Genomic DNA, 23,315 nt, shown 5'->3' with positions numbered 1-23,315 from the left:
TATCACCGCCGGGAATGTGACGTGAGTCGCAAAGTTCCCCGTTTGTGACAGATGACCAGAATGACGCAACAGTTTGTCGTCCCTTCAGCCTCTCTCTGCACAACGTTCACTCGTGCGCTCCAACGTGTCCGCCCGGGAGCAAGCCGCTTTATGGCCTGCTTATGCACGTATAGAAGGGACTGCCAATGGCAGCACGAAAGTCACTGGGCGGCTTAGGGGGCCGGGCGCGGTTCGCCCTGGCCGCCTCGATCGCGACGCTGATGGTGAGCAGCTTCGTCACGGCCGCGTACGCCGACCCGGGGACGGCGGAACAGGACCGGGGCCGGCCCAGCCCCACGCCGACGACCACCGCCGTCCCGAGCCCTCCGACGCTCACCCCCGCCGGCGGTTCGTACCTGGAGGGCACGGCGAAGGTCGCGGCGGTCCCGACCGCGGCCGGTGACAGCGTCACGAAGCTCGCCGTCGACGACACCGCGCTCGACGCCACCCGTACGGTGGGCGTCTCCAAGCTCCGCTTCGACGTGGGCTCGAACTCGACGGAGGCGCAGTATCACAGCTACGTGCTCGTCAACGGCGAGTACCGCAACGAAATCGGCAACTTCGTGAACGAGCGCGCGACCATGGACATCCCGAACGAGCGCCTCGTCAAGGGAGAGAACACCGTCGAGATCGTCGTCGGCGCGATCCCCTCCTCGTGCGGCAGCAACTACGACGACTTCGTGCTGTCCGACGTGGGCCTCGAACTCCTCGGCGAGGTCGCGGACGGCGAGGACAACCCGTACACGCTCTCCTTCGGCGACGGCAGCTGCGGCACGAACACCACGCTGCTGAAGCGCGCCACGCTCAAGTTCTTCGTCCAGGGCGACCCGCAGGGCACCACGGGCCTGGCCGCGGACCTGGACACCACGACGCTGACCAACGGTGAGCACGCCATCACCGCCACGACCGCGGCCGGCGTGACCGTCAAGAACACCGTGACCGTGAACAACGCCCCCGCCGGGGCGCCGCGCCTGCTGCCGACGGACGGCACGCTCGTGGCGGGCACCGAACCGGTCTTCGCGACGGTCCCGGCGAACAGCGGTGGCGGCGTCAAGTCCCTCACCGTGGACGGCGAGAAGCCCGTCACGAAGCCCACGCTGGGCAACGGCGCCGCGATGCTCAGCTTCGACGTGGGCGCGGACGGGATCGAGGACAAGTACGACGACTTCCTGCTCGTCAACGGCAAGCGCGTCGACCTGGGCGGCACCTGGGCGAGCCGGCGCGTGACCGTCGCGGTGCCGGCCAAGTTCCTGGTGCCCGGCGACAACACGATCAAGGTCGTCACCGGCGACGCCAAGGAGACCTGCGGCAACAACCGCGACGACTTCACGATCACGAACCTCGAGCTCACCCTCGACGGCGCCACCGTGACCGGCCAGGACGTCCAGGCGTCGTACGAGATGGGCGACGGCACCTGCGGCAGCGGCCAGACCCTCCTGCGCGAGGCCGAGCTGCGCTACAAGATCGACGCCCCGGCCGTGCAGGTCATCGAGACCCTCGGCTCGGGCGAGGCGACCTTCAGCTTCAACGTGGGCAGCAACTCGATCGAGGCGCGCTACCAGAACTTCCTGCTCGTCAACGGCCAGAAGGTCGTGCTGGACGGCGACTTCGTGAGCAGGCGCGTCGACTTCACGATCCCGAACGAGTTCCTGGTGCCCGGCTGGAACACGATCGACTTCGTGGCCGGCACCTTCCCGACCTCGTGCGGCAACAACCGCGACGACTTCGCGATCTCGAACATCGCGCTGACCCCGGCGCAGGGCACGGCGACCGGACAGCTGCTGAAGACCTCGTACAGCATGGGTGACGGCAACTGCGGCGACAACGTCAACCCGCTCACCGAGATCGACCTCGAGTTCCTGGTGGACGCCCCGGCCCGGGGCCTGCGCGCGGACCTCGACACCACCGCCCTCAAGGACGGCAAGCACAAGCTCGCGGCGGAGTCGGCCACCGGCGAGGTCGCCACCCGCACCCTGATCACCGACAACTCGGCGCCGAAGGTCGCCAGGAGCGTCCCGGCCGGCGGTGAGAAGATCACCGCCACAGTCGTCCTGGACGTCAAGCTGGAGGACGCCTCCGGCGTCGTGTCCGGCCCGGACGTCAAGCTCGACGGCCGGCCGATCGAGCTGGGCGCCCAGGTGGGCCCGGGACTGCGCGCCGGCAGGCACACCCTGGCCGTGACCGGTGCCGACGGGCTCGGCAACGCCACGACCCGCGAGGTGGTGTTCGAGTCCGCGGGCATCCCGGACGTGCCGGCCGAGCTGAGCCCGGCGCGGGGCGCCACCGACGTGTCGGATCCCGTCACGCTCTCGGCGAAGGTGGCCGAGCCCGACGGCGGCCAGGTGACGGCCACGTTCAACGAGGCGAAGATCCTCACCCCGGAGCAGGCGTACCAGGGCACGGCCCAGTCTCTCCCGGCCACCCTGCGGGTGCCGGGCGAGAAGCGCGTCAGGACCGACGGGCTGGAGCCCGCCGACGGCAAGACGGTGGACGCGCCCTCCGGGCAGGATCTCGTCTACCAGCGCTACGACGTCGAGGTGCAGGGTCACGTGGACTCCCCGGTCCTGCGCTGGGAGGGCGTCATCGACCCCGAGCGCCTGGCGGGACTGCGGGCATGGAACGCCAGGTCCAAGGCGTGGGACCTGCTGACGAGCACCCGCGGCGCAGCCGAGGGCAAGACCGTGCTCACGGCCGTCGTCGACGACGACCACATCGACAGGCACCAGGTCCACGTCATGGTGACGGGCGAGGACCCGTTCGCCGACGACATCGACCCCGGCGACCCGAACGGCTTCGCCGACCCCTCCTCCTACGACTTCTCGATCGTCCACTTCACCGACACCCAGTACATCTCCGAGGGCGCGGTGGAGCAGGAGACCGCCGAGGAGCGCGCGGTGTGGGAGTCCGCCTACGCCGGCATCGTCAACTGGATCAAGGACAACAAGGACCAGCGCAAGATCTCGTACGTCGCCCACACCGGCGACATCATCGAGAACAACATCCGCAAGCCCGCTGACGAGGCCACGCAGCAGCAGGTCGTCGGCGAGCTGGAGGTGTCCTCGAAGCAGCAGAAGGTGCTGGACGACGCGGGCATCCCGAACGGCGTGATCGCCGGCAACCACGACAACCAGTCCGGCACCGAGAACGGGCCGGAGGCGATCTACAACAAGTACTACGGCCCCGGCCGGTACCAGGGCGCGTCGCAGGGCTGGCAGCACGCCGAGTACGGCGGGCCGTGGAAGGAAGGCGACAACCAGAACCACTACGACCTGTTCTCCGCGGGCGGGCTGGACTTCGTCGTGGTGGGACTGTCGTACGGCGTGACGAGGGAGGAGGCCGAGTGGGCCGACTCCGTCTTCAAGAAGTTCCCCAACCGCAACGGCATCCTGCTCTCGCACGACTACCTCGTGCCGAGCACCAACCCGGACGGCCGCGGCGCCGGCTTCTCGGCTCCCGACGGCTCGATGCTGTACAAGACGGTGGTCGAGAAGAATCCCAACGTCTTCCTCATCCTCGCCGGTCACGAGCACGGCGTGGGCACCAACGTGAAGCCGAAGGTGGGCCAGGTCGGCAACGGCGTCGTCGAGCTCCTGGCGGACTACCAGTTCTACACGGTGTCGGCCGACCGGCTGGGGCTGACCGCGATCGGCGGCTACAACCCGCAGGACCAGCTCCAGTTCGGCGCGAGCTTCTTCCGGATGCTGCAGTTCAACGTCAAGCGGGCGGAGCTGAGCGTGGACACCTACTCCCCGCTGCTCAACGAGTTCGGCGCCAACGAGTACGACCCGCTGCGCCGCTACAACGGGCTCGAGGACAACATGGTGCTGCCGGTCGACCTGACCTCCCGTACGACGACCTTCCAGACCGACTCGCTGGCGATCTACAAGCCCACGCGGGTCATCGGTAAGAGCACGGTCACGTCGGGCCAGGTCGCCTCGGTGACCTGGAAGCGCCTCAAGGACGACACGGCCTACGCCTGGTTCGTCACGGCGCGCTCCACCGGCGGCGGCGTGACCGCCTCCGAGCCGAGCGTCTTCGTCACCAAGGACGAGCACGGCCGCCCCGGCACGTGGGGACCGGACTCGCCCATGTACCACTGGTTCGACCGCTGACCCAGTCCTCGCCGCCCCCGGACCCCGGTCCGGGGGCGGCTCTCATCCCTTACATGGAGAAACGAGACATGCCCCGCATGCGCCGGCTGTCCGCCGTCGTCCTCGCCCTGGTCCTCGGCGGTGTGCTGGCCGGCCTGGCGCCTCCCGCCCCGGCGGCGGCACACGACGCGACCACGACCACCCACGCCGAGGTGACCGGCTCGGGCCTGGACGTCAAGGCCGTGCTCGACCTCGAGTACGACCTCCTCATGAAGTCGGCCTGGCTCTACGCCGAGGCCTACGACGCGAAGGAGCGGACCGAGCAGCTCCGCCAGCTCAAGATCAACCGCGACGCCGTGACCGACTATGTCACGCGCCGCTTCGCCGTGGCGTACGCCGGCAAGCCGTGCGCGCCCACCCAGGTCGGCGAGGCCGGCATCCGCGTCCGTGGCAAGGCGGCCTTCGCCGTGCTCACCTACGCCTACGCCTGCCGGGGCGAGAGCGGGGGAGCGCACGAGATCTCCAGCGCGTTGTTCCCCGACGCCGAGAGCTTCGTCCACAGCACGAAGACCATGGTCCGCTACGAGCTCGACGGCGAGACGGGCTCGGCCGTCCTGGAGGCCGGGGCGCCGACGGTGAAGGTCGGCGAGCACCAGGCGTCGAGCCAGGCAGGGGAGTTCTTCGTGCTCGGCGCCGAGCACCTGCTGTTCGGCCTCGACCACATCTTCTTCCTGCTGGCGCTGGTCATCGGGGCCCGCCGCCTGCGCGACGTCGTCGTCACGGCCTCCGCCTTCACCGTCGCCCACAGCATCACGTTCCTGCTGGCGGCGATGGGGATCGTGGACGTTCCGGGAGCGATCGTCGAGCCGGTCATCGCGGTGTCGATCATCGTCGTGGCGGTCGCCAACCTCCTGGGCCGCGACGAGGACAAGCCGGGCAAGTGGCGGCTGCCGATCGTCTTCGCCTTCGGCCTGATCCACGGGCTGGGCTTCGCGGGCGCGCTGGACATCAAGGAGAGCGGGTCCTGGGGGCTGCTCCTGTCGCTCCTGAGCTTCAACCTCGGCATCGAGGTGACGCAGCTCGTGCTCATCGCGGCGCTCTTCCCGCTGCTGGCGCTGCTGCGCCGCACGTCCGCGGCCCGCTGGGCGGTGGCCGCGATCTCGGCCCCGATCGTGGCGGTCAGCCTGTACTGGTTCTTCGACCGCATCCCGCTGCCGCTCTGACGGTTCTGCCTACCTCTGAGGTAATCGACCCCCTTACGTGCACCCCGGCAGGATGTTCCCCATGAGGCCGCCGGGGCGGCGGCCCGCTGACGAAGGAGAAAGCCATGAGCGCGTACGCCCTCGCCCACCTGCGTCCCACGGCGGAGCCGCACGAGGAGGTGTTCCAGTACATGGAGCGCATCCAGGCCACCCTGGATCCGTTCGGCGGCCGGTTCGTGGTGCACGGGGCGCCGGTGGAGGTACGCGAGGGTGAGTGGCCCGGCGGATTGGTGATCATCGAGTTCCCGTCGATCGAGCAGGCGCGCGAGTGGTACGACTCGCCTGCCTACCAGGCGATCCTGCGCCTGCGTGCCGACCACATCCCCGGTGACCTGGTACTGGTGGACGGCGCGGAGCCGGACCACGACTCGGCGGCGATGGCGGCCGCGATGCGGGCGGCCGCGAACCGGTGAGGTCCCGCCGAAGGTGAACGCGGCATGCACGTTTTGTTAGGAAACGCGTCATTTGCGCCCTCTACCGTGCCGGACATGAAACGCATCTCCCTGGCGGTAGGCGCCGCCGCGCTGGCCGTGAGCATCGCCGCGACCGGTCCCGCGTCCTACGCCACCGCTGCCGCTGCCGCTGCCGCTGCCGCTGCCGCTGCCGCCACGCCGGACGGCGCGGCCCGGGCCACGCTGACCGGGTTCGCCTCGCTCCCCGCCCAGACCTTCGTGCCCGGCAGCGAGCCGTCCGGCTCCCAGATCGGTACGGCTGCGATCAACGGGGTGACCCCGCCCTTCTCCGGCCAGCCGGTCCAGGGGTTCAGCGGCATCGTCCGGCGCGGCGACGGCACGTTCGACGTGCTGTCCGACAACGGGTACGGGAACAAGGCCAACAGCGCCGACTTCCTCCTGCGCGTCCACCGCATCAAGCCGGACTTCCGCGCGGGCACCGTGGACGTGCTCGGCGGGTTCAACCTGACCGACCCGCGCGGGCGGGTGCCCTGGCCGCTGACCAGGGCCGACCGCAAGCTCACCGGCGCCGACTTCGACGTGGAGTCGATCGTGCGGGCCGATGACGGCACGTACTGGATCGGCGACGAGTTCGGCCCGTTCCTGCTGCACTTCTCCGCGCGGGGCACGCTGCTGGAGGCGCCGATCGAGCTGCCGGGCGTCAAGGCGCCCGAGAACCCGACGCTGAACGGCGCGACCCCCAACCTGGCCGGCAGCAAGGGCTTCGAGGGCATGGCCCGCTCCGCCGACGGGCGGTGGCTGTACCCGCTGCTGGAGGGCACGGTCAACGGCGACCCGGCGGGCACGCTGCGGATGAACGAGTTCGACGTGCGCAAGCGCGCCTACACCGGCAAGCGGTGGACGTACCGGCTGGACAGCCCCGCCAACGCGATCGGCGACACCATCGCGGTGGACGAGCACCGCTTCCTGATCATCGAGCGGGACAACAACCAGGGCGACGCGGCCGCGCTCAAGCGCGTCTACCTGGCCGACGACCGCGACCGCGACCGCGACGGCGCGATGGACAAGACCCTGGCCGCCGACCTGCTGGACCTGGCCAACCCCAAGGGGCTCGGCGGGTTCGGGGAGACGTTCCGTTTCCCGTTCCAGACCATCGAGGACGTCGTCATCCTGGACGACCGCACGCTCGGGATCCTCAACGACAACAACTTCCCGTTCTCGTCGGGACGCACGCCGGGGCAGCCGGACAACGACGAGTTCATCACCGTCCGCCTGCCCTGGCGCCTGCACGCCCGCTGACTGGCGAGGGTCTTCCCGGCGGGCCGCCGGGAAGACCCTTCAGGCCGTGGTCACGTGGTTCGGCCGGCGGGCGAGCCAGGTGGCCGGATGCCGGCGGATCTGGTCGATGGAGGTCAGCGCGGCGCCGATGACGGCCGCGTCCGGGCCCAGCAGTGCGGGCCGGAGCGTGATCGGCGCCCAGGCGGCGGTCAGGACGCGCCGATCGATCTCGGCTCTGGCGTTCGCGGTGAGCCAGGACGCCAGGAGGGAGAAGCTGCCGCCCAGCAGCACGGTGTCGATGTCGAGGATGTTGAGCATGTCGGCCAGCGCGATGCCCAGCGCGGTGCCGGCCGCGTCGAGGGCGGCGATGGTGGCGGGGTGCCCCGCCTCGGCCCGGCCGGTGGCGGCGGCGTCGGGGGTGGTGCCGGCCGGCGCGGGCTCGTCGCCGAGGACGGCGGACAGGCTGGCATAGGTCTGCAGGCACCCGCGCGAGCCGCACGGGCAGGCGTTGCCGTCGGGATAGACCGTCACGTGCCCGAGCTCGCCGCTCCAGCCCCGGGCGCCGCGCATGAGCTGACCGTCCAGGACGATGCCGGCGCCGATGCCGAGCCCGCCGGAGACGTACACGAAGCTGTGCAGGGTGTTGTCGCTGGCGTAGAGCTCGCCGAGGGCGGCCAGGTTGGCCTCGTTGTCGACCGAGATCGGCAGGTCGAGGGGCTCGATGGCGTCGCGCAGCAACGCCTGGGCGTCGACGTCGCGCCAGCCGAGCTCGGGCGCGGACTGCACGATGCCCGCCTGCACCGGGCCGGGGACGGCGAGGGTGGCGGTCAGGACGGTGAGGTCTTCGGCGGCGGTGGCGTCGATGGCGGCCCGGGCCATGTGGGCCAGCTGCGCGAGCACGTCGGGAGCGCTCAAGCCGGAGTACGTCGTGGGGGTGAAGGCCAGATGGCGGACGGTGCCGGTGAGGTCGACCACGCAGGCCGCCAGGCCGTCCGCGCGGATGTCGAGCCCCAGCCCGGCCGGCCCCTTCTCCGACAGCGTCAGGCCGACGCGGGGCCGCCCCGCGCGGCCGTTGTGCGACAGGCCGGTCTCGGTGATGAGCTTGCCGGCCAGGAGTTCCTCGGCGATGCGGGTGATGGTGGGGCGGGTCAGCCCGGTGACCGAGGCGAGCTCGGTGCGGGAGATGGGGCGCGCGGCGGCCAGGATGTGGCGGAAGACCAGCTCGAGGTTGAGCGTGCGCAGGTTTTCCTGCCGTACGGGTTCTTCGGACTCGCGCGGCCTGCTCGGCCGGACGCGCGCGGTCATGCGGCCGACCGGGCGGTGCGGGCGAGCTCGGCGGCCGTGGCGGCGGAGACGTCACCGTCGATCACCACGGTGACGACGTGCCGGTCGATGGTCTCGCCGGGCGCCAGCACGAGCGGCTCGTCCCAGGCCGGCGACGAGCAGACCCCGAGGTAGTCGCGGGCGCGGACGAACCACCTGTCCCGCGCGCCGGCCTCGTCGGCGTGGGTGAAGAGCGTCGTCCAGGGGCGGCCGTCGCGGTCGTGGCCGGTGACGGCGACCCAGTCGGCGCTCTGCCCGTGGACGCGCCGGATGTCGGCGCCGTCCGGGCTGAGCACCTGCGCGGCGCCGGCGAAGGCGGGGCCGCGCCAGAAGACGCCGCCGTAGCCGGCGCCGACCCGGCCCAGCGCCGCCGGGGTGCGCCAGGGCAGCGGCCGGTCGGCGGCGTTGGTGAGCCGGGTGTGGACGCTCAGGGACCAGGCGGTCTCGTCGACCGGCCGGCAGGCGATCGAGCGCTGCTCCCGCAGCAGCGTCGCCTGGCGCGGGTCGGCCCATTCGAGGGTGTGGTGCAGCTCGGTGTTGGTGCGGCGCAGCCATCGCTGGTGGCGCTGGATGCCGTGGTTGTCCAGCCAGGCCGGGCCGTGGCCGGCGACGAAGGTGCGCCCGCCCCAGAAGTTGCACCCGTCGAGGTCGGGGGCGGCCACGCTGATGCCGAACTGGTGGGGGTGGGAGTCGGGCGCCGCGTCGGTGACGGTGACGCCGGCGAGCGTGCGTACGGGATGCAGGTAGGGACGCGGGGACGCCGACAGCGGCAGGTCGGGCTCCCAGACGTACTCGGCGACGTCGTGCCCGCGCAGCCGCAGCACGGCGACTCCGTGCGGCCGGTCGGTGCGCGCGGGAGGTACGCCGGGAGCGTGCATGGTCGTATCGCCGCCTCTCTGGGCCTCGACGAGGGCGAGCATCTTTTCCCAGGGTTGAGCGTACGACAATTCCCGGCTTCGCCAGTTTCGAGATCGGCGGGCGTACAGGGCGCGTCCCGAGGTCTTCTGTGCCATGGGCGGCGGGGGTTCGCCCCCGCCGCCCGCAGGCCCTTACTTGTTGACGTGTCTGTACAGGAACACGGCGACATTCTTCAGCTGGACGGCGCTCGCCCGGCCGGTGCGGTGCCGCTCCGCGGCGGTGATCGCCTGCTTCAGCGTCGTCTTCCCGGACACCTTGGCCGAGCCGTTGTAGACGCCGTGCGCGTAGTTCAGCCACGCGGCCAGCAGCTCACGGTCCAGCAGCGCCTTGGCGGCCTTGCTCTTGGTGGCGAGGGCCTTGTACGCGGCGGACAGCGTGGTGGCGTCGGTCAGCTCGGGGAAGACCTTGCTGCCGTTCTGCGCGATCGCGAGGTAGCACGACAGCGTCTGGTCGCTCAGCGAGCCCTTTCCGCGCAGCATCTCCTTGGCCCAGGCCTTGGCGCTCAGCGGCTTGGTGCCCTTGCCTCGCGTGCAGTCGTCGGGAGTGGGCACCGGCACCGGCTCGATGTCCGTGCCGGGGTCGGTCGGGCGGTTCGAGTGGGTCGGCGCGGCCGTCGGGCTCGGCGACTTCGTCGCGGTGGGCGTCCCCGTGGGCGTCCCCGTGGGCGTCCCCGTGGGCGTCACGGTCGGCGTCGCGGTCGGGGTCGGCGTGGGGGTCGGGGTCGGGGTGGCGTCCGGGGTCCACGGCATCGCCCTGGCGACGTCGATCCGCTTGGTGGTGACCGAGGCGCCGCCGCTGGTGTACGTGATGTTCTTGCCGGTGGCCCGCAGCTTGTCGACGAGCTGGTCCATGGACAGGTTGGGGTACGCCTGGCGCATCACGGCCAGCGCCCCGGCGACGTGCGGGGCCGCCATCGAGGTGCCGTTCTTGGAGCCGTACCCGTTGCCGGGCACCGAGGAGTTGATGCCCACGCCGGGCGCGAAGAAGTCCAGCAGCGCGCCGCGGTTGCCGAACGAGGCCACGGCGTCGTTGTCATCGGTGGCGCCGACCGCGACCGCCCGGGAGATGCAGGCCGGGCTGGAGACGCCGTCGGTGAAGCCGTTGTTGCCGGAGGCGATGACCGTGGCCACGCCGAACTGCTGCAGCCAGACGATCTCGTCCCGCAGCGCGCCGTAGTCGGGGTCGTCGTCGCAGTGCTCGGTCTGCTTCGGGCCGCCGCCGAGGCTCAGGTTGGCCGCCACGACCTTGTAGCCGGCGTGGACGCTGTCGACGTACTGCAGGGCCAGCTTCTGGTCGGAGGTGTAGCTGAGGAAGCACGGGGCGCTGGTGCCCAGCTCGCCGCAGATGGGGCCGTTGAAGCGGGTGAAGACCTGGATGGGCAGGATGCCCGCCTCGGGGGCGACACCGTTGGATGGAGCGTTCCCGGCCTTCTTGCCTGCCGCGATGCCGGCCACGTGGGTGCCGTGGTCGCACTTGTTCACCCCCTGAACCAAGCACTTGGGGGTCTCGGCGTCGGCCGCGCCGGGGCCGGTCTGGACCGGCAGGCCGTTCGGGCACAGCGACTCGGCCTGAATGGCCGGGTCGTTGTCGACGGTGGAGAAGCACGCCTCGTTCACGATCCGCCCGGCGAAGAACGGGTGGTCGCGGTCGATGCCGGTGTCGACGATGGCGACGGTGGCGCCCTTGCCGGTCCAGCCGGTCTTGTTGGCCCAGTCGGAGCCGATCAGCTTGGTGCTGACGTCGAGCGAGGGCGCGCTCAGCTCGTCCTCGTAGATGGACTTGATCCGGTCGTCCGTCCTGAGCTTGTCGAGCGTGGCCCGGTCCAGGGAGGCGACCAGGAACTCCTTGGAGCTCGTCCGGTCGATGACCTTGGTCTTGGCCGAGGCCTGCTCGGTGGTGTCGGCCACGGCCGCGAGATTCTCACCGCTCTTGATCTCGATGATCGCGCGGACCTTGTGGCCGCTCTTCACCTCGGCGGTGAGGCTCTTGGCGACGGCGGGGTCGTTCGCGGCCGCCTGGGCGGGCGAGGCGGCGGCCAAGGCGCCCGTCATCGTGGTGGCGAGCAGGGAAGCGCTCGCCAGCAGAGACCGTAGTCTCACTGATCCTCCGGGGGGAACGGGCCCGTCTCGTCCGGACGGGGCTGCGTAAGGGGAGCAGGACAGCAGCGGGCGCTGCGCCAGCCGCCGGCGTCGAACAAGATCCCCTTTGAGTGCGAGCAACAGGCTAGGAGGTTATGAGGGATATAAGCGGGAATGAGGTGATTCCGTTATCTGGAAATCTCCGCAGGTCACATGGGCCAGAAGGCGGAGGTGTCCCGCATTCGTGAGATAATGCCTTTATCGGAGCCCTCTCGGCCTCGGGCACAGCCCGGGCGGGAGGGTTTTTTCATGCCCGCCTTCAGGTCGGGCGCCTTCCCTCTTCACCCCGTCAAGGAGTGCCTCTATGGACCTCGGTCTGACCTGCCCGCGTTTCCTCTGGCCCGGCGGCGACGCCGCGATCGGCGGCAAGTTCGCCGCCGTCGCCCGCGGCGCCGACCAGGCGGGCCTGCGCAGCCTCTGGGTGATGGACCACTTCTTCCAGATCCCCAACTTCGGCTCCGCGCAGGACCCGATGCTGGAGGCGTACGGCGCGCTGTCGTACGCCGCCGCCCTCACCGGCCGGGTGAGCCTGGGCGCGCTCGTGACCGGCGCCGCCTACCGCGCGCCCGGCCTGCTGATCAAGCAGGTCAGCACCCTGGACGCGCTCTCCGGCGGCCGTGCCGTCCTCGGCATCGGCGCCGGCTGGTACGAGCCCGAGGCCCGCGGTCTCGGGCTGCCCTTCCCGCCGCTGGCCGAACGGTTCGAACGGCTCGAGGAGACCCTGCAGATCGCCCGGCAGATGTGGAGCGACCAGGACGGGCCGTACCGGGGCCGGCACTACAGCCTGGAGCGTACGCTCAACGCGCCGCAGGCCGACCCGCCCATCCTCATCGGCGGTAGCGGCGAGAAGAAGACGCTCCGCCTCGTCGCCCAGTACGCCGACGCCTGCAATTTCCTCTATGGCGCCGACGTCCGGCACAAGCTCGGCGTGCTGCGCGCCCACTGCGAACGCCTGGGCCGGCCCTACGAGGACATCGAGAAGACCCTTCACATGCGCATCCCCGAGGGAGAGAGCGTCGAACAGAGCGTTCAGCGCTGCGCCGAACTCGCCGCCCTGGGCATCGACCACGTCATCGTCGCCGTACCCGACCCCGCCGCCGACTCGTGGCTGACCCACCTGGCGGAGCTCGCCGCGCGGATATCCACCATCACACCATTCGGCCGTAACGGGAGCAATTCCGGCTGAATAACGTCTCGCGATGCGATGAATATCGCGTCCGCGTACCATGGAATGGTGGTTTTCCGGGTGCACTCGAGATTCGCCTCATGAGCGCGCAGGGCGTCGCCTTGCTGACCGCGGCGATGAACTTCGTCACGCTGCTCTTCGTCGGGCTCCAGACGAGGGCGTTAACGAGGCAGACCAGGCTGGTGGCGGCGAATCTCGAGTACGGCACCCATCAGCGGCTCATCGATTATCTCAACGAGATCAACACCATGATCATCGATAATGACCGCGTTCGCGAGATATTCGCCGACATCGATTTCATCGGCGACAGTGTCCGGCGAAATCCGGAAATTTCCGTGCAGAACATCGCCCTCGCCTGGTCGATATTCAACCGCTACGAGGCCGCCCACACCGGCTACCGGCTGGGCGTCATCAAGGACGACGACTGGGAGATCTGGCTGCGCAGGATCAGGAAGGACCTCAAGATCCCCTTCATCCGCGCGGTGTGGCTGCAGGACATGCAGAACTTCGACTACCGCAAGGACTTCAGGGACCTGATCAACGACCTCCTGTAGGCGACCCGGCCGGCCGGACGGCGGGAGCAGAACGCCACGTTTGACACCAAAACCTGACTATCCCCCTTCGCGGATTGCGATAGCTTGTGTACGGAATGATCACGAATGGAGGCCGTGGCATGCCGGAGCAAGGCGGTGGCGGAGCTATGGGGATCGACGTCACCAGGCCAAGCGTCGCCCGTATGTACGACTACTACCTCGGAGGGAAGGACAACTTCGAGGTCGACCGGGACGCCGTGGGGCGGGTCGAGAAGGCGATGCCCGAGATCCGCCAGCTGGCCCAGGAAAATCGGGCGTTCCTGCGCCGCGCGGTGCGGTACATGGCCCGGCAGGGGATCCGGCAGTTCATCGACATCGGCTCCGGCCTGCCCACCGTGGGCAACACGCACGAGATCGCCCAGCAGATCATTCCGGACGCCCGGGTGGTGTACGTCGACAACGACCCGGTCGTGCTGCAACACGGCCGCGCGCTCCTGGCGACCGACCGCAACACCACCGTGGCCGCCGCCGACATGCGCCGCCCGGCCGACGTGCTCGGGCACCCGGAGACCGTCAAGCTCATCGACTTCAACGAGCCGGTCGGCGTCCTGATGATCGCCATGGTGCACTTCCTCACCCTGGAAGAGCGCGGCTCGGTCATGGGGCAGCTGCGCCACGCCCTGGTGTCCGGCAGCCACCTGACGGCCACCCACGTCACCGTCGACGGCCACTCGGCCGACGCGGTCGCCCAGATCGAGACGGTGTACGCGGCCACGCCGACGCCGATCTACTTCCGCGAGCACGCCGACGTGGCGGGCTTCTTCGATGGGTTCGACCTGGTGGATCCCGGTCTGGTCACCATCGACGCCTGGCACCCCGACCCGGCCGACCCGGCTCCCGCCGCCACGCGATGGCTGTACGGGGGAGTCGGCCGCAAGCCGTGAGCCCGTGCTGTACGGGGGGTCGGCCGCAAGCCGTGAGCCCGTGCTGTACGGGGGGTCGGCCGCAAGCCGTGAGCCGTCTCAGCGGTGTTCGGCGCCGCCGGCGACCAGGCGTTTGCCGAGGCGCTGGGCCGGGGCCTCGATCAGCCGGTAGGTCAGGGCGCTGAGCGGGATCAGGGCCAGGAAGTACAGCACCGGGTCCGGGATCACGTGCAGCAGGATCGGGTGCAGCAGGTAGACGGAGAAGCTGATCACGCCGAGCCACGCCAGCCAGCGCGGGAACGCCCGCCGGCGCAACGCGAACGCCAGCCCGAAGGCGCCGTACGCCAGCGCGATCGAGGGCGCCCAGCTGGGCTCGTCCCTGGCGAAGAGGCCGCAGCCGAGCACCACCGCCACCGCGACGGCCGCCGTACGCCAGGGGACGGCTCCCTGCTCGGCCCGGTACACCGCCGTCCCCGCGAACATCGTCGCCAGGATGATCACGCCCTGCCAGGTGCCGGCCCGGCTGCCCAGGATCACCAGCCCGAGCCCGAGGAGACCGCCCGCGACCGCGGCGGCCGTACGTACCCTGCCGTGCCCGAGGGCGGTCACCGCGATGGCCGCGACGACCGCGACGGGGAGCAGCACGGCGGCCAGGTCGTCCCGGCCGCCGATCATCGTCTGCGGCACCAGCAGGCCCAGCGCCACGGCCACCAGCGCCAGGACGACGGCGATCTCCGCCGATCTGCCGGCCTGCCGCACCTGGAACAGCGCGACGCTGATCAGGTAGAACGCCATCTCGTACGAGAGTGTCCACGTCACGCTGATGACGGCCGGCAGGTTGAGCAGTTCCTGCAGCATGCTCAGATTGCCGAGCGCGACCACGGGAAGGGGGCGCTCGGCGAGCCGGGGGTCGAGGGGGAGCACGCCCGCCAGGGCGAGGAGGAGCACCAGGCACAGGGCGCTGACCAGCAGGGGGAGGAGCCGGAAGGCCCGCCCGGTCCAGAAGGCGCGCACGTCGCCGCGCCGTTCCAGGGAGGCGGGGATGATGTACCCGCTGACCAGGAAGAACACGAACACGCCCCACGTGCCGAGGTCGATCCGCCGGTCCACCTCCGTCCAGAGCTCAGGGGCGAAGGTCCAGCCGGCATGGTGCAGGGTGACGGCCAGCGCGGCCGGTCCCCGCAGGGCGTCCAGCCAGGCCAGCCGGGCGGGGGCCGCGAACATCTGCCGGATTCTAGGCCATGTGGAACCGTCGGGAGTCCACGTCCCAGACCAGCCGGGCGTCGGGCGATGGGCGTGAATGTGCCGGATGCGGGGGTAGGGGGCGCGCGTAGTCCGAAGAAACGGGGAACGTATATGAGCCGCATCGGCGAATGGCTGAAGAAGGCGGAGAACCTGGCCAGAGGGCATTCCAAGCAGGCCGACCAGCTACTGGATCGCGCCGAGCGATACGCGAAGGAGCGGACCGGCCACAAGTACGACGACAAGATCTCGAAGGGCGCGGACGCGGTGCAGCGGCGCTACGGCGGCGGCGAGAAGCAGCCGCCCGTGCGGGACGAGGAGACCAGGGACCAGAGGCGCGAGGGCTGAACGGCCGGCTACCTGTCCTCGACGTCCTCGACGTGCTCGACGAAGGAGAGGTAGCGGTCGGCTGAGCGGCGGACGGCCTCCGCGCCGTCCCCGTGCACGATCCTCTTCCACCAACCCCCGTAAACCCTCTCGAACGCATACGGCTCCAGCAGGTCCAGGGCGCGGCGCACGACGTGCGGACGCTCCGGGATGTAGTTGGGGTAGCTGTACATGAAGCTCACCCAGCGCCGGTCCTGGACGACCTGGAGGATGTCACCCGAGAACAGGGCACGCTCGGACGACCAGTGCAGCACCTGGCCGCCCTCGAAGTGCACGCCCGCGTTGATCAGGGTGAGGTCCTCCGACAGCCGGTGGGTGTCGCCTTCCCAGAAGACCACCGCGTCGTCCGGCCTGGCCACCCACTGCCTGTCGGCGGCGTGGATGTAGACCGGGGCGTCGAAGGCCCGGGACCATTCGATCATGGAGCCGTAGAAGTGGGGGTGGCTGATGGCGATGGCCGAGACCCCGCCGAGCTCCTGGACCTGGGCGAGCAGGTCGTCGTCGAGGTAGGAGACCATGTCCCAGAGGACGTTGCCCTCCGGCGTGCGGAGCAGGAGCGCGCGCTGCCCGATCGCCGTGGGCGGGGTGGTGCCGATGCCCACCACGCCCGGGCCCTCCTCCTCCACCCGGCCGCGATGGCCCTCGGCCGCCAGGCCGGCGAGGGTGGTCCACCGCTGGCCGTCCCAGCCGACGTACTGGCGCTCGTCCTCGCAGATCGGGCAGTCGGGGCGCGGCTCGGCGTACTGGACGCCGCAGGTGCGGCAAATGGGCAGGTCAGCCGGTGGCATGCGATCAGCCTAGCGCGTGGCCTGTACGGTGATCACATGGTCAGAGGGGGGTTGCTGGTCGCGGGGACCACGTCCGACGCGGGCAAGAGCGTGCTGACGGCGGGGATCTGCCGGTGGCTGGCCCGCAGGGGCGTGCGCGTCGCGCCCTTCAAGGCGCAGAACATGTCGCTCAACTCGTACGTCACCGCTCAAGGCGCCGAGATCGGCCGGGCCCAGGCGACGCAGGCGCAGGCCGCCTACCTGGAGCCGACGGTGGACATGAACCCCATCCTCCTGAAACCGGGCACCGACCGCCGCAGCCAGGTCGTCCTCATGGGCAATCCGGTGGCGGACGTGGACGCGATGGAGTACGGCGCCCTCAAGGACCTCCTGCGCGCCACCGCGCTGGAGGCGCTCGAAAGGCTCAGGAGCCAGTACGACGTGGTCGTGTGCGAGGGCGCGGGCAGCCCCGCCGAGATCAACCTGCGCCGCGGCGACATCGCCAACATGGGCCTGGCCAGGGCCGCGAACCTGCCCGTGATCGTGGTCGGCGACATCGACAGGGGAGGGGTGTTCGCCGCGTTCTACGGCACGGTGGGCCTCCTGGACGCCGACGACCAATCTCATATTTCCGGATTTGTCGTGAACAAGTTCCGCGGGGCGCGGGAGCTCCTGGAGCCCGGGCTCGACATGCTCAGGCGGCTGACCGGGCGCGAGGTGTACGGCGTCCTGCCCTGGCTCGACGGGCTCTGGCTGGACGTCGAGGACTCGCTGGCCCTGGACAGCCGGAAGGTCGCGGTCCACGCCCCCCACGGCAGGCAGACCCTCCGGGTGGCCGTCGTGCGGCTGCCGAGGATCTCGAACTTCACCGACGCGGACGCCCTGGCCGCCGAGCCCGGGGTCGTGGTGCGTTTCGTGACCGATCCGGTCGAGCTGGACGACGCCGACCTGGTGGTGCTGCCGGGCTCCAGGGCCACGGTGAGCGACCTGGCGTGGTTGCGGGAGCGCGGGCTGGCGGCGGCGATCATCGACCGGGCGGGGCCCGTGCTGGGGATCTGCGGCGGGTTCCAGATGCTCGGGCGGGAGATCGTGGACGAGGTCGAGTCGGGGGCGGGCAAGGTCGAAGGGCTCGGGCGGCTGCCGGTACGCGTCGAGTTCGCGAAGGAGAAGCGGCTCGGGCGGCCCGAGGGCACGGCGTACGGGCAGCCGGTCCGCGCGTACGAGATCCACCACGGGCTGGCCTCGGCCGACGGAGGCGAGCCGTTCCTCGACGGCTGCCGGGTCGGCAACGTCTGGGGCACCACCTGGCACGGCGCCCTGGAGAACGACGGCTTCCGCCGGGCCTTCCTGGCCGACGTGGCCGCGCGGGCGGGACGCGACTTCACGCCGGCTCCCGGCACGGACTTCGCCGCGCTCAGGGAGGAGCGGCTCGACGCGCTCGGCGACCTGGTGGAGCGGCACCTCGACACCGACGCGCTGCTGCGCCTCATCGAGCACGGCCCGCCGGACGTCCCGGTCCTGCCCCCGGGCGCGCCGCCGCTCGGCTAGCCGGCGCTCCGGGCCATGCGCTGGGCGGCGATCCAGGCGTCGATCTGCTCCCAGTGGTCGTACAGCCACCGGATGCGGTCCTCCCGCTCCACCGGGATCTCGGCCGCGGGCACCCGCCACCACTTCGCGGTGATGTGAGCGTTGAAGGGCAGCTTGCGCCACACGTCCCCCAGCGTGACGAGGTCGTCGAGTCCGGTGTGCGCGACGAAGATGACGTCCGCCGACGGGCACGCCTCGATGGCCGTGATGGCGCCGTTCGGGCGGGGTGGGAGCAGGTGGTCCATGCCGCGCGCCCGCTCCGCCTCCTCGGTCAGCCCCTTCTCCTCCAGCCGCCGGATGGCGAGCCGGCGGCGGCGCGGGGTGAAGTTCCCGCCCTCGGGGAAGATCACGAGGGCGTCCTGGTCGCCCATCGTGGCGGCGAGGCGGTGGATCTCCTCGATGATCCGCTTCTGTCCGGACTTGCGGGGCACGAACGCGTTCGGCAGCCGGTTGATCACGACGTCCAGCGAGGGGTCGTACTGGAGTGCGGCCTTCATGACGATGCGCGGCCGCCGGCGATAGAGCGCCAGAAGGTAATAAATCAGCAAAAAGGAGTCGCCGGGGCCCGCGTGCCGCGACAGCACGATCACCGGTCGCGTCAGCCGGGCGGCCTGCTCCTCGGCTGTCAGGTCGGGCTCCTGGATCTCCAGCGTCAGCCGGAAGATCCGCACGGCGGCCGCGTGCACCTTGGCCAGGAACCACCTGATCAGGGCGTAATGCCGCTCCTGTCGCCGCGCCCCGCCCGCCACCCATAGCCACAGGCACGTGATCAGCACGCCCGACTCCAGCGTCAGCCACACCGTGGCGAACCAGACGAACCTCGCCCCTCTGCGCCGCGGCGGCGGCAGGCGCAGCGAGGCCGCGGCCGTGACGACGAGCCAGAACGGCAGCGTCACCACCATGAACACGGTCACCACGATGACCAGCGGAGCCAGCACCAGCCGGCGGAGAATACGCGGTGGAAGCAACGGCGGCCTCCCTGCAACGGTCTAACCCTCATCCTCCTCTGTTACGCAAATAGCGGGAAGACGCGTCGTACGCGCGCTCGATGCAGGCGGAGATCTGCGAGATGTCGCGGTAGCGCAGCGGGGAGAGCGCCTCGGTCATCCCGGCGGGCAGCACGTGCACCTCCACGCCGTGCGGCAGGCTGGCCATGTCCTCGGCGAACCGGTGCCTGCGCGCGATCTCGAACGCCACCATGCCCACCTCCCAGAACCTCCTGGGCGGCGCCAGCGGCCGCTCGATCCGCCCGACGTGCAGGACGTAGACGCGCTTGGCGCCGAGCTGCACGGCCCGCCCCACGGGGATGCTGTGCACCAGCCCCCCGTCGTAGAAGTGCTCACCGCCGATCACGACCGGGGGCAGCAGCCCGGGCACCGCGCACGACGCCAGCACCGCATCGACCAGCGGTCCGCCGGTGAACCAGTGCGCCGCCGCCCGCTCGACCGAGGCCGCCACGCACTGGAAGGGCACCTCCAGCTCCTCGATCTGCGAAACCCCTACGGTCCCGCTCAGAACCTCGCGCAATGGCCCGATCGGGTGCAGATGGGTGCCAGTCCTGGCCAGCGTGGACAATCGGGCCACCCACGAGCCGGCGAAGGCCGTACGCACGACGTCGGAGCGCCACAGCGAGGTCAGCCGCTCCACCGCCTCGGCCGGGGCGGCGGCGATGACCACCCCGTTCAGGGCGCCCACGGACGTGCCCACCACGAGGTCGGGACTGATGCCCGCCTCGTCGAGCGCCTGCAGCATGCCCACCTCGTGCGCGCCGAGCACGCCTCCGCCACCGAGCACGAACGCCGTTTCCACGCAACACACCCTCTCGTTGCCGCGTCCCGGAAGCAAAGCCATCCGCACGCTGCCGGACCTGTCCGATGACGGAGGTTTCGCGCGGCGGGACGATTCGGCCATGACAGCAGTGGTGCAGGCCGAAGGGCTGACCAAGTATTACGGCAGGCGCCGCGGCCTGGAGGATCTCACGCTGGAGATCCAGCCTGGGGAGATCTTCGGGTATCTCGGGCCGAACGGCGCAGGCAAGACGACCACGCTCCGGTTGCTGCTCGACGTGATCAGGCCCACCCGGGGCACGGTACGCCTCCTCGGCGCCGACCCGCACGAGGCCGCCACCCGCTCCAGGATCGGATACCTGCCGGGCGAGCTGGCGCTGGAGGGCCGCGAGCGGGCCAGGGACTACCTGCGCTTCCTCGGCAGGATGCGCGGCGGCGTGCCGGACACGCGCATCGACGCCCTGGCCGAGCGCCTCGACGCCGACCTGTCGGTGCAGATGCGCAAGCTCTCCAAGGGCAACAAGCAGAAGGTCGGGCTGATCCAGGCGTTCATGCACGAGCCGGAGTTCCTCATCCTGGACGAGCCGACGGGCGGGCTGGATCCGCTGGTGCAGCACGAGTTCCTGGCCATGGTCAGGGAGGTGCGCCAGTCGGGGCGTACCGTGCTGATGTCCTCGCACGTGCTCGCCGAGGTCGAGAACGTCTCGGACCGGGTCGGAATCGTACGGGACGGGCGCCTGGTGGCCGTGGAGGACGTGGCGGCGCTGCGCGAGAAGGCGGTGCGCCGGGTCGAGCTGCACTTCGACGCGCCCGTGCCGCGAGCGGCGTTCGAGAACCTGCCCGGCGTGCGCGACCTGCGCATCGAGGGCGCCGGTCTGCGCTGCACGATCGACGGCCGGCCGGACGCGCTGATCAAGGCGGCGGCCGCCTTCACCGTGGTGCACATGGTGAGCGCGGAGCCGGACCTGGAGGAGATCTTCCTGACCTACTACAGCGACGAGGAGCGGCACCATGATCGCTAAGAGCCTGCGGGACAACCGGCGGTCGCTCATCTGGTGGTGCCTGGGCATCAGCGCCTTCATGGGCGTCTATCTGAGCGCGTACGCCAACGTCAAGCTGAACCCCGAGACCTACGACTCCATGGCCATGGCCAAGTTCCCGGGGCCGCTCAAGGACCTGATGGGCGGGCTCGGGGACTTCGCCTCCGGCGCCGGCTACCTGCAGACGGTCGTCTACCAGCTCTTCGTCCCCATGCTGTTCATCGTGTTCGCGATGGTCCTGGCCAACCGGGCGATCGCGCAGCCGGAGGAGTCGGGCACGCTGGAGCTGGTCGTCACGCTGCCGGTGGACCGGCGGCGGCTGGTGCTGGACAGGTTCGCCGCGCTGGCGGTCGCGATGCTCGTGCTGGCCGTCGTGACGCTGCTCGCCACGTGGGCGATGAGCGAGGTCGTGGAGATGGGGGTGCCGTTCGACCGGATCCTGGCCGCGCACCTCGGGGTGCTCCTGGTCGGACTGCTGTTCGGGACGATGGGACTGGCGGTCGGCGCGGCCATTGGGCGCAGGGCGATCGCCTCCGCCGTGGTCGGGGTCTGGGCGGTGGCCGGCTTCGTCGTGGTCACGATCGGCCGCGACATCGACGCCATCTCCTGGCTGAAGTGGGTCTCGCCGTTCCACTACTACGCCGAGGGCAGGCCGCTCTATGAGGGGCTGCCGGTCGGGGACTACCTTGTGCTGGCGGGGGCGACGGCCGTGCTCGCGCTCACCGCGGTGCTCTCCTTCGACAGGCGTGACGTAGGAGTGTGATGGCGATCTCCGAGATGCCCGCCGACCTGCTCGGCGGGCATCGGCAGGTGCTGGCCGAGCACGTTGCGACCGGCCGATTACCCACCCGCGAGGCGCTCGACGCCTACCGCGCCGCGGGCAGGCGCGCCGCCAGGCTGGGGGTCCCGCTGCGGGTGCTGGTGGACGGCGCGCTCGCCGCCGGCGAGGAGCTGCCGGGAGCGCTGCCCGCGCTGCGCAAGGCGGTCTCCGCGCTGATGGAGGGGTACGAGAGGGCGCAGGCCGCCGCCATCCGCGAGGAGGAGCAGGCTTGGCGGGAGTTCGTGGACGACCTGCTCCAGGGGCGGGCCGAGCGGCTGGCGGAGCGGGCCGAGCACTTCGGGTTGCGGCTGGCGGGGTCGTACGTGGTGGCCGTGGCCCGCGGCATGCGCGACGGCGACCGAGACCGCATCGAGCGGGACCTGATCGCCCGGTTCGGCTCCCACAACGTGCTCGTGGCCGTGCGCGACGGGCTGCTGGTGTGCGTGGCCCCGGCGACGCTGCCGGCCGCGGTGGGGGAGTTCACCTATCACGTACGCGCCCGCTTCCCGGCCGGGTGGCGGGTCGCGGTGGGACGCCCGCAGCGCGGCCCCGGCGGCGTGGTGGCCTCCTACCGGGAGGCGGCGCAGGCCCTGGAGCTGGCCGACGGGCTGGGGCTCAGGGCCGACGTGGTCAAGGCTGCCGACCTGCTCGTCTTCCCCGTGCTGCTGCGTGACAGGGGCGCGATCGAGGACCTAGTGACCAGCGTGCTGAGCCCGCTGCTGGGAGTGCGGGGCGGGCACGAGCCGCTGCTGGAGACGCTGGAGGCGGTCTTCGCCTCGCACGGCAACCAGACGGCCGCGGCCCGGCGGCTCGGGCTCAGCCCGCGGGCGGTCACGTACCGGCTGGAGCGCATCCGCCGCCTGACCGGCTTCTCGCCGGACGACCCGACGCAGCGCTTCACCTTGGAGACCGCCGTGCTCGGGGCCCGCCTGCTGGGCTGGCCCACGAGCCCCGGCTTCGGCCTCAGTCGGTGACGGCGAGGCGGATGCCGAAGCCGACGATGACCACGCCGGTCAGACGGTCGAGGAAGCGGCGCACGGCGGGCGTCCGAAGAAAGCCGCTCGCCAGCGACGCGAACCCGATCAGCGCCGCGCTCCACACCAGCCCCTCGGCCACGTGCACCCCGGCCAGCAGCAACCCCATGACCGCGTGCGGCGCCCCGTCCGGGATGAAGTGCGGCAGCATGGCCACGTAGAACGCCCCGACCTTGGGGTTGAGCAGGTTCGTGACCAGCCCGCGGCGGAAACCGGCGCCGAACCGCACCGCCTGCTGCGGCTCGTCGTGGGGCGCGGCCTTGGCCAGGAGCATGCGCAGGCCCATCCACACCAGGTACGCCACGCCGGCCCAGCGCAGGATCTCGTAGCCGAGCCGCGAGGCGGCCAGCAGCGCCGACAGCCCCGCCGCGGTGAGCACGCCCCACGTGAGCGTGCCGAGCTGGATGCCGAGCGTCACGCCCCAGGCCGCCCGCCTGCTCACCAGCAAGGACGTACGCAGGATCAGGGCCGTGTCGAGGCCGGGGGTGAGCGTGAGCAGCGCCGCAACGAGGGCGAACGACCAGACTGATCCTGCGATGTCCATGAC

At 70.7% G+C, this 23,315-nt stretch carries 20 protein-coding genes; 12 read left to right on the top strand and 8 right to left on the bottom strand.

Annotation, left to right across the window (positions count from 1 at the left end):
- The first annotated feature begins 185 nt into the window (after window positions 1-185).
- The 4 genes from ACFKCF_RS28340 (at window position 186) to ACFKCF_RS28325 (ending at window position 7,104) form a co-directional block, all read left to right on the top strand.
- Window positions 186-4,151: a metallophosphoesterase gene (locus tag ACFKCF_RS28340; protein WP_394498199.1), complete on the top strand. Its 3,966-nt coding sequence runs from the start codon at window positions 186-188 to the stop codon at window positions 4,149-4,151.
- Window positions 4,152-4,204: 53 nt separating this feature from the next.
- On the top strand, window positions 4,205-5,353 hold the full coding sequence (locus tag ACFKCF_RS28335; RefSeq protein ID WP_394498197.1) for a HupE/UreJ family protein: 1,149 nt from the start codon (window positions 4,205-4,207) through the stop codon (window positions 5,351-5,353).
- Between the two features lie 104 nt (window positions 5,354-5,457).
- Window positions 5,458-5,805, top strand: coding sequence for a DUF1330 domain-containing protein (locus ACFKCF_RS28330; protein WP_394498195.1), 348 nt, complete (start codon window positions 5,458-5,460; stop codon window positions 5,803-5,805).
- A 75-nt stretch (window positions 5,806-5,880) separates the two neighbouring features.
- Window positions 5,881-7,104 (top strand): esterase-like activity of phytase family protein, encoded by a 1,224-nt coding sequence (locus ACFKCF_RS28325; RefSeq protein ID WP_394498194.1) that lies wholly within the window; start codon window positions 5,881-5,883, stop codon window positions 7,102-7,104.
- 39 nt (window positions 7,105-7,143) lie between these two features.
- Here the strand turns inward: ACFKCF_RS28325 and ACFKCF_RS28320 are convergent, their stop codons facing one another.
- The 3 genes from ACFKCF_RS28320 to ACFKCF_RS28310 all read right to left on the bottom strand — a co-directional run bounded on the left by ACFKCF_RS28320 (window position 7,144) and on the right by ACFKCF_RS28310 (window position 11,423).
- Window positions 7,144-8,388, bottom strand: a complete 1,245-nt coding sequence (locus ACFKCF_RS28320; protein ID WP_394498192.1) for an ROK family protein — start codon at window positions 8,386-8,388, stop codon at window positions 7,144-7,146.
- A complete protein-coding gene (locus ACFKCF_RS28315; RefSeq protein ID WP_394498190.1) occupies window positions 8,385-9,326 on the bottom strand; it encodes a PmoA family protein in 942 nt (313 codons plus the stop codon). The genes ACFKCF_RS28320 and ACFKCF_RS28315 overlap by 4 nt, the downstream gene beginning before the upstream one ends.
- Window positions 9,327-9,455: 129 nt before the next feature.
- Window positions 9,456-11,423: a S8 family peptidase gene (locus ACFKCF_RS28310; RefSeq protein WP_394498189.1), complete on the bottom strand. Its 1,968-nt coding sequence runs from the start codon at window positions 11,421-11,423 to the stop codon at window positions 9,456-9,458.
- A gap of 343 nt (window positions 11,424-11,766) precedes the next feature.
- Between ACFKCF_RS28310 and ACFKCF_RS28305 the strand changes: the two genes are divergently transcribed.
- From ACFKCF_RS28305 to ACFKCF_RS28295, 3 genes are all read left to right on the top strand, one after another.
- Complete coding sequence (locus ACFKCF_RS28305) at window positions 11,767-12,648, top strand: LLM class F420-dependent oxidoreductase (RefSeq protein WP_394498187.1); 882 nt, start codon at window positions 11,767-11,769, stop codon at window positions 12,646-12,648.
- A gap of 80 nt (window positions 12,649-12,728) precedes the next feature.
- Window positions 12,729-13,202 (top strand): hypothetical protein, encoded by a 474-nt coding sequence (locus ACFKCF_RS28300; RefSeq protein WP_394498186.1) that lies wholly within the window; start codon window positions 12,729-12,731, stop codon window positions 13,200-13,202.
- 119 nt (window positions 13,203-13,321) lie between these two features.
- Window positions 13,322-14,125 carry an SAM-dependent methyltransferase gene (locus tag ACFKCF_RS28295; RefSeq protein WP_394498184.1) on the top strand — a complete coding sequence of 268 codons (804 nt, stop codon included), beginning with the start codon at window positions 13,322-13,324 and terminating at the stop codon, window positions 14,123-14,125.
- 78 nt (window positions 14,126-14,203) lie between these two features.
- Here ACFKCF_RS28295 and ACFKCF_RS28290 read toward each other — a convergent pair whose 3' ends face one another.
- Window positions 14,204-15,328, bottom strand: a complete 1,125-nt coding sequence (locus ACFKCF_RS28290) for an acyltransferase family protein (protein ID WP_394498182.1) — start codon at window positions 15,326-15,328, stop codon at window positions 14,204-14,206.
- Between the two features lie 132 nt (window positions 15,329-15,460).
- On the opposite strand from ACFKCF_RS28290, the gene ACFKCF_RS28285 reads away from it, so the two are divergent.
- On the top strand, window positions 15,461-15,694 hold the full coding sequence (locus tag ACFKCF_RS28285) for an antitoxin (protein WP_394498180.1): 234 nt from the start codon (window positions 15,461-15,463) through the stop codon (window positions 15,692-15,694).
- Between the two features lie 8 nt (window positions 15,695-15,702).
- Here ACFKCF_RS28285 and ACFKCF_RS28280 read toward each other — a convergent pair whose 3' ends face one another.
- Window positions 15,703-16,521 carry an MBL fold metallo-hydrolase gene (locus tag ACFKCF_RS28280; protein WP_394498179.1) on the bottom strand — a complete coding sequence of 273 codons (819 nt, stop codon included), beginning with the start codon at window positions 16,519-16,521 and terminating at the stop codon, window positions 15,703-15,705.
- A gap of 36 nt (window positions 16,522-16,557) precedes the next feature.
- Between ACFKCF_RS28280 and ACFKCF_RS28275 the strand changes: the two genes are divergently transcribed.
- Window positions 16,558-18,048 (top strand): cobyric acid synthase, encoded by a 1,491-nt coding sequence (locus ACFKCF_RS28275; RefSeq protein WP_394498177.1) that lies wholly within the window; start codon window positions 16,558-16,560, stop codon window positions 18,046-18,048.
- Here the strand turns inward: ACFKCF_RS28275 and ACFKCF_RS28270 are convergent.
- Together ACFKCF_RS28270 and ACFKCF_RS28265 are read right to left on the bottom strand one after the other, a co-directional pair.
- Window positions 18,045-19,055 carry a 1-acyl-sn-glycerol-3-phosphate acyltransferase gene (locus ACFKCF_RS28270; RefSeq protein WP_394498175.1) on the bottom strand — a complete coding sequence of 337 codons (1,011 nt, stop codon included), beginning with the start codon at window positions 19,053-19,055 and terminating at the stop codon, window positions 18,045-18,047. The genes ACFKCF_RS28275 and ACFKCF_RS28270 overlap by 4 nt on opposite strands.
- 28 nt (window positions 19,056-19,083) lie before the next feature.
- Complete coding sequence (locus ACFKCF_RS28265) at window positions 19,084-19,896, bottom strand: patatin-like phospholipase family protein (protein WP_394498173.1); 813 nt, start codon at window positions 19,894-19,896, stop codon at window positions 19,084-19,086.
- A 100-nt stretch (window positions 19,897-19,996) separates the two neighbouring features.
- Between ACFKCF_RS28265 and ACFKCF_RS28260 the strand changes: the two genes are divergently transcribed.
- Genes ACFKCF_RS28260 through ACFKCF_RS28250 form a run of 3 tightly spaced genes read left to right on the top strand, consistent with a single transcriptional unit; the run spans window position 19,997 to window position 22,708 of the window.
- Window positions 19,997-20,896, top strand: coding sequence for an ABC transporter ATP-binding protein (locus ACFKCF_RS28260; protein WP_394498171.1), 900 nt, complete (start codon window positions 19,997-19,999; stop codon window positions 20,894-20,896).
- Window positions 20,886-21,677, top strand: coding sequence for an ABC transporter permease subunit (locus ACFKCF_RS28255; RefSeq protein WP_394498169.1), 792 nt, complete (start codon window positions 20,886-20,888; stop codon window positions 21,675-21,677). The genes ACFKCF_RS28260 and ACFKCF_RS28255 overlap by 11 nt, the downstream gene beginning before the upstream one ends.
- The gene (locus ACFKCF_RS28250) at window positions 21,677-22,708 is read left to right on the top strand and encodes a PucR family transcriptional regulator (RefSeq protein WP_394498168.1); all 1,032 of its coding nucleotides are present in this window, start codon (window positions 21,677-21,679) and stop codon (window positions 22,706-22,708) included. The genes ACFKCF_RS28255 and ACFKCF_RS28250 overlap by 1 nt, the downstream gene beginning before the upstream one ends.
- Here ACFKCF_RS28250 and ACFKCF_RS28245 read toward each other — a convergent pair.
- Window positions 22,698-23,312 carry a LysE family translocator gene (locus tag ACFKCF_RS28245; RefSeq protein ID WP_394498166.1) on the bottom strand — a complete coding sequence of 205 codons (615 nt, stop codon included), beginning with the start codon at window positions 23,310-23,312 and terminating at the stop codon, window positions 22,698-22,700. The two genes, ACFKCF_RS28250 and ACFKCF_RS28245, sit on opposite strands and share 11 nt — an antisense overlap.
- Window positions 23,313-23,315: the final 3 nt, after the last annotated feature.

The sequence above is a fragment of the Nonomuraea sp. JJY05 genome, assembly GCF_043496855.1.
Taxonomy (GTDB): domain Bacteria; phylum Actinomycetota; class Actinomycetes; order Streptosporangiales; family Streptosporangiaceae; genus Nonomuraea.
The sequence above is the reverse complement of the archived record's forward strand: the minus strand, read 5'-3'. Positions and strand labels throughout refer to the sequence as shown.

Excerpts from the sequence above, each read along its gene's own strand:
- ACFKCF_RS28290 (WP_394498182.1), bottom strand. The coding sequence starts at position 15,328 with ATGTTCGCGGCCCCCGCCCGGCTGGCCTGGCTGGACGCCCTGCGGGGA.
- ACFKCF_RS28255 (WP_394498169.1), top strand. The coding sequence starts at position 20,886 with ATGATCGCTAAGAGCCTGCGGGACAACCGGCGGTCGCTCATCTGGTGG.
- ACFKCF_RS28300 (WP_394498186.1), top strand. The coding sequence starts at position 12,729 with ATGAGCGCGCAGGGCGTCGCCTTGCTGACCGCGGCGATGAACTTCGTC.
- ACFKCF_RS28335 (WP_394498197.1), top strand. The coding sequence starts at position 4,205 with ATGGAGAAACGAGACATGCCCCGCATGCGCCGGCTGTCCGCCGTCGTC.
- ACFKCF_RS28280 (WP_394498179.1), bottom strand. The coding sequence starts at position 16,521 with ATGCCACCGGCTGACCTGCCCATTTGCCGCACCTGCGGCGTCCAGTAC.
- ACFKCF_RS28320 (WP_394498192.1), bottom strand. The coding sequence starts at position 8,388 with ATGACCGCGCGCGTCCGGCCGAGCAGGCCGCGCGAGTCCGAAGAACCC.
- ACFKCF_RS28340 (WP_394498199.1), top strand. The coding sequence starts at position 186 with ATGGCAGCACGAAAGTCACTGGGCGGCTTAGGGGGCCGGGCGCGGTTC.
- ACFKCF_RS28260 (WP_394498171.1), top strand. The coding sequence starts at position 19,997 with ATGACAGCAGTGGTGCAGGCCGAAGGGCTGACCAAGTATTACGGCAGG.
- ACFKCF_RS28250 (WP_394498168.1), top strand. The coding sequence starts at position 21,677 with ATGGCGATCTCCGAGATGCCCGCCGACCTGCTCGGCGGGCATCGGCAG.
- ACFKCF_RS28245 (WP_394498166.1), bottom strand. The coding sequence starts at position 23,312 with ATGGACATCGCAGGATCAGTCTGGTCGTTCGCCCTCGTTGCGGCGCTG.
- ACFKCF_RS28315 (WP_394498190.1), bottom strand. The coding sequence starts at position 9,326 with ATGCTCGCCCTCGTCGAGGCCCAGAGAGGCGGCGATACGACCATGCAC.
- ACFKCF_RS28330 (WP_394498195.1), top strand. The coding sequence starts at position 5,458 with ATGAGCGCGTACGCCCTCGCCCACCTGCGTCCCACGGCGGAGCCGCAC.
- ACFKCF_RS28325 (WP_394498194.1), top strand. The coding sequence starts at position 5,881 with ATGAAACGCATCTCCCTGGCGGTAGGCGCCGCCGCGCTGGCCGTGAGC.
- ACFKCF_RS28305 (WP_394498187.1), top strand. The coding sequence starts at position 11,767 with ATGGACCTCGGTCTGACCTGCCCGCGTTTCCTCTGGCCCGGCGGCGAC.
- ACFKCF_RS28295 (WP_394498184.1), top strand. The coding sequence starts at position 13,322 with ATGCCGGAGCAAGGCGGTGGCGGAGCTATGGGGATCGACGTCACCAGG.
- ACFKCF_RS28285 (WP_394498180.1), top strand. The coding sequence starts at position 15,461 with ATGAGCCGCATCGGCGAATGGCTGAAGAAGGCGGAGAACCTGGCCAGA.
- ACFKCF_RS28275 (WP_394498177.1), top strand. The coding sequence starts at position 16,558 with ATGGTCAGAGGGGGGTTGCTGGTCGCGGGGACCACGTCCGACGCGGGC.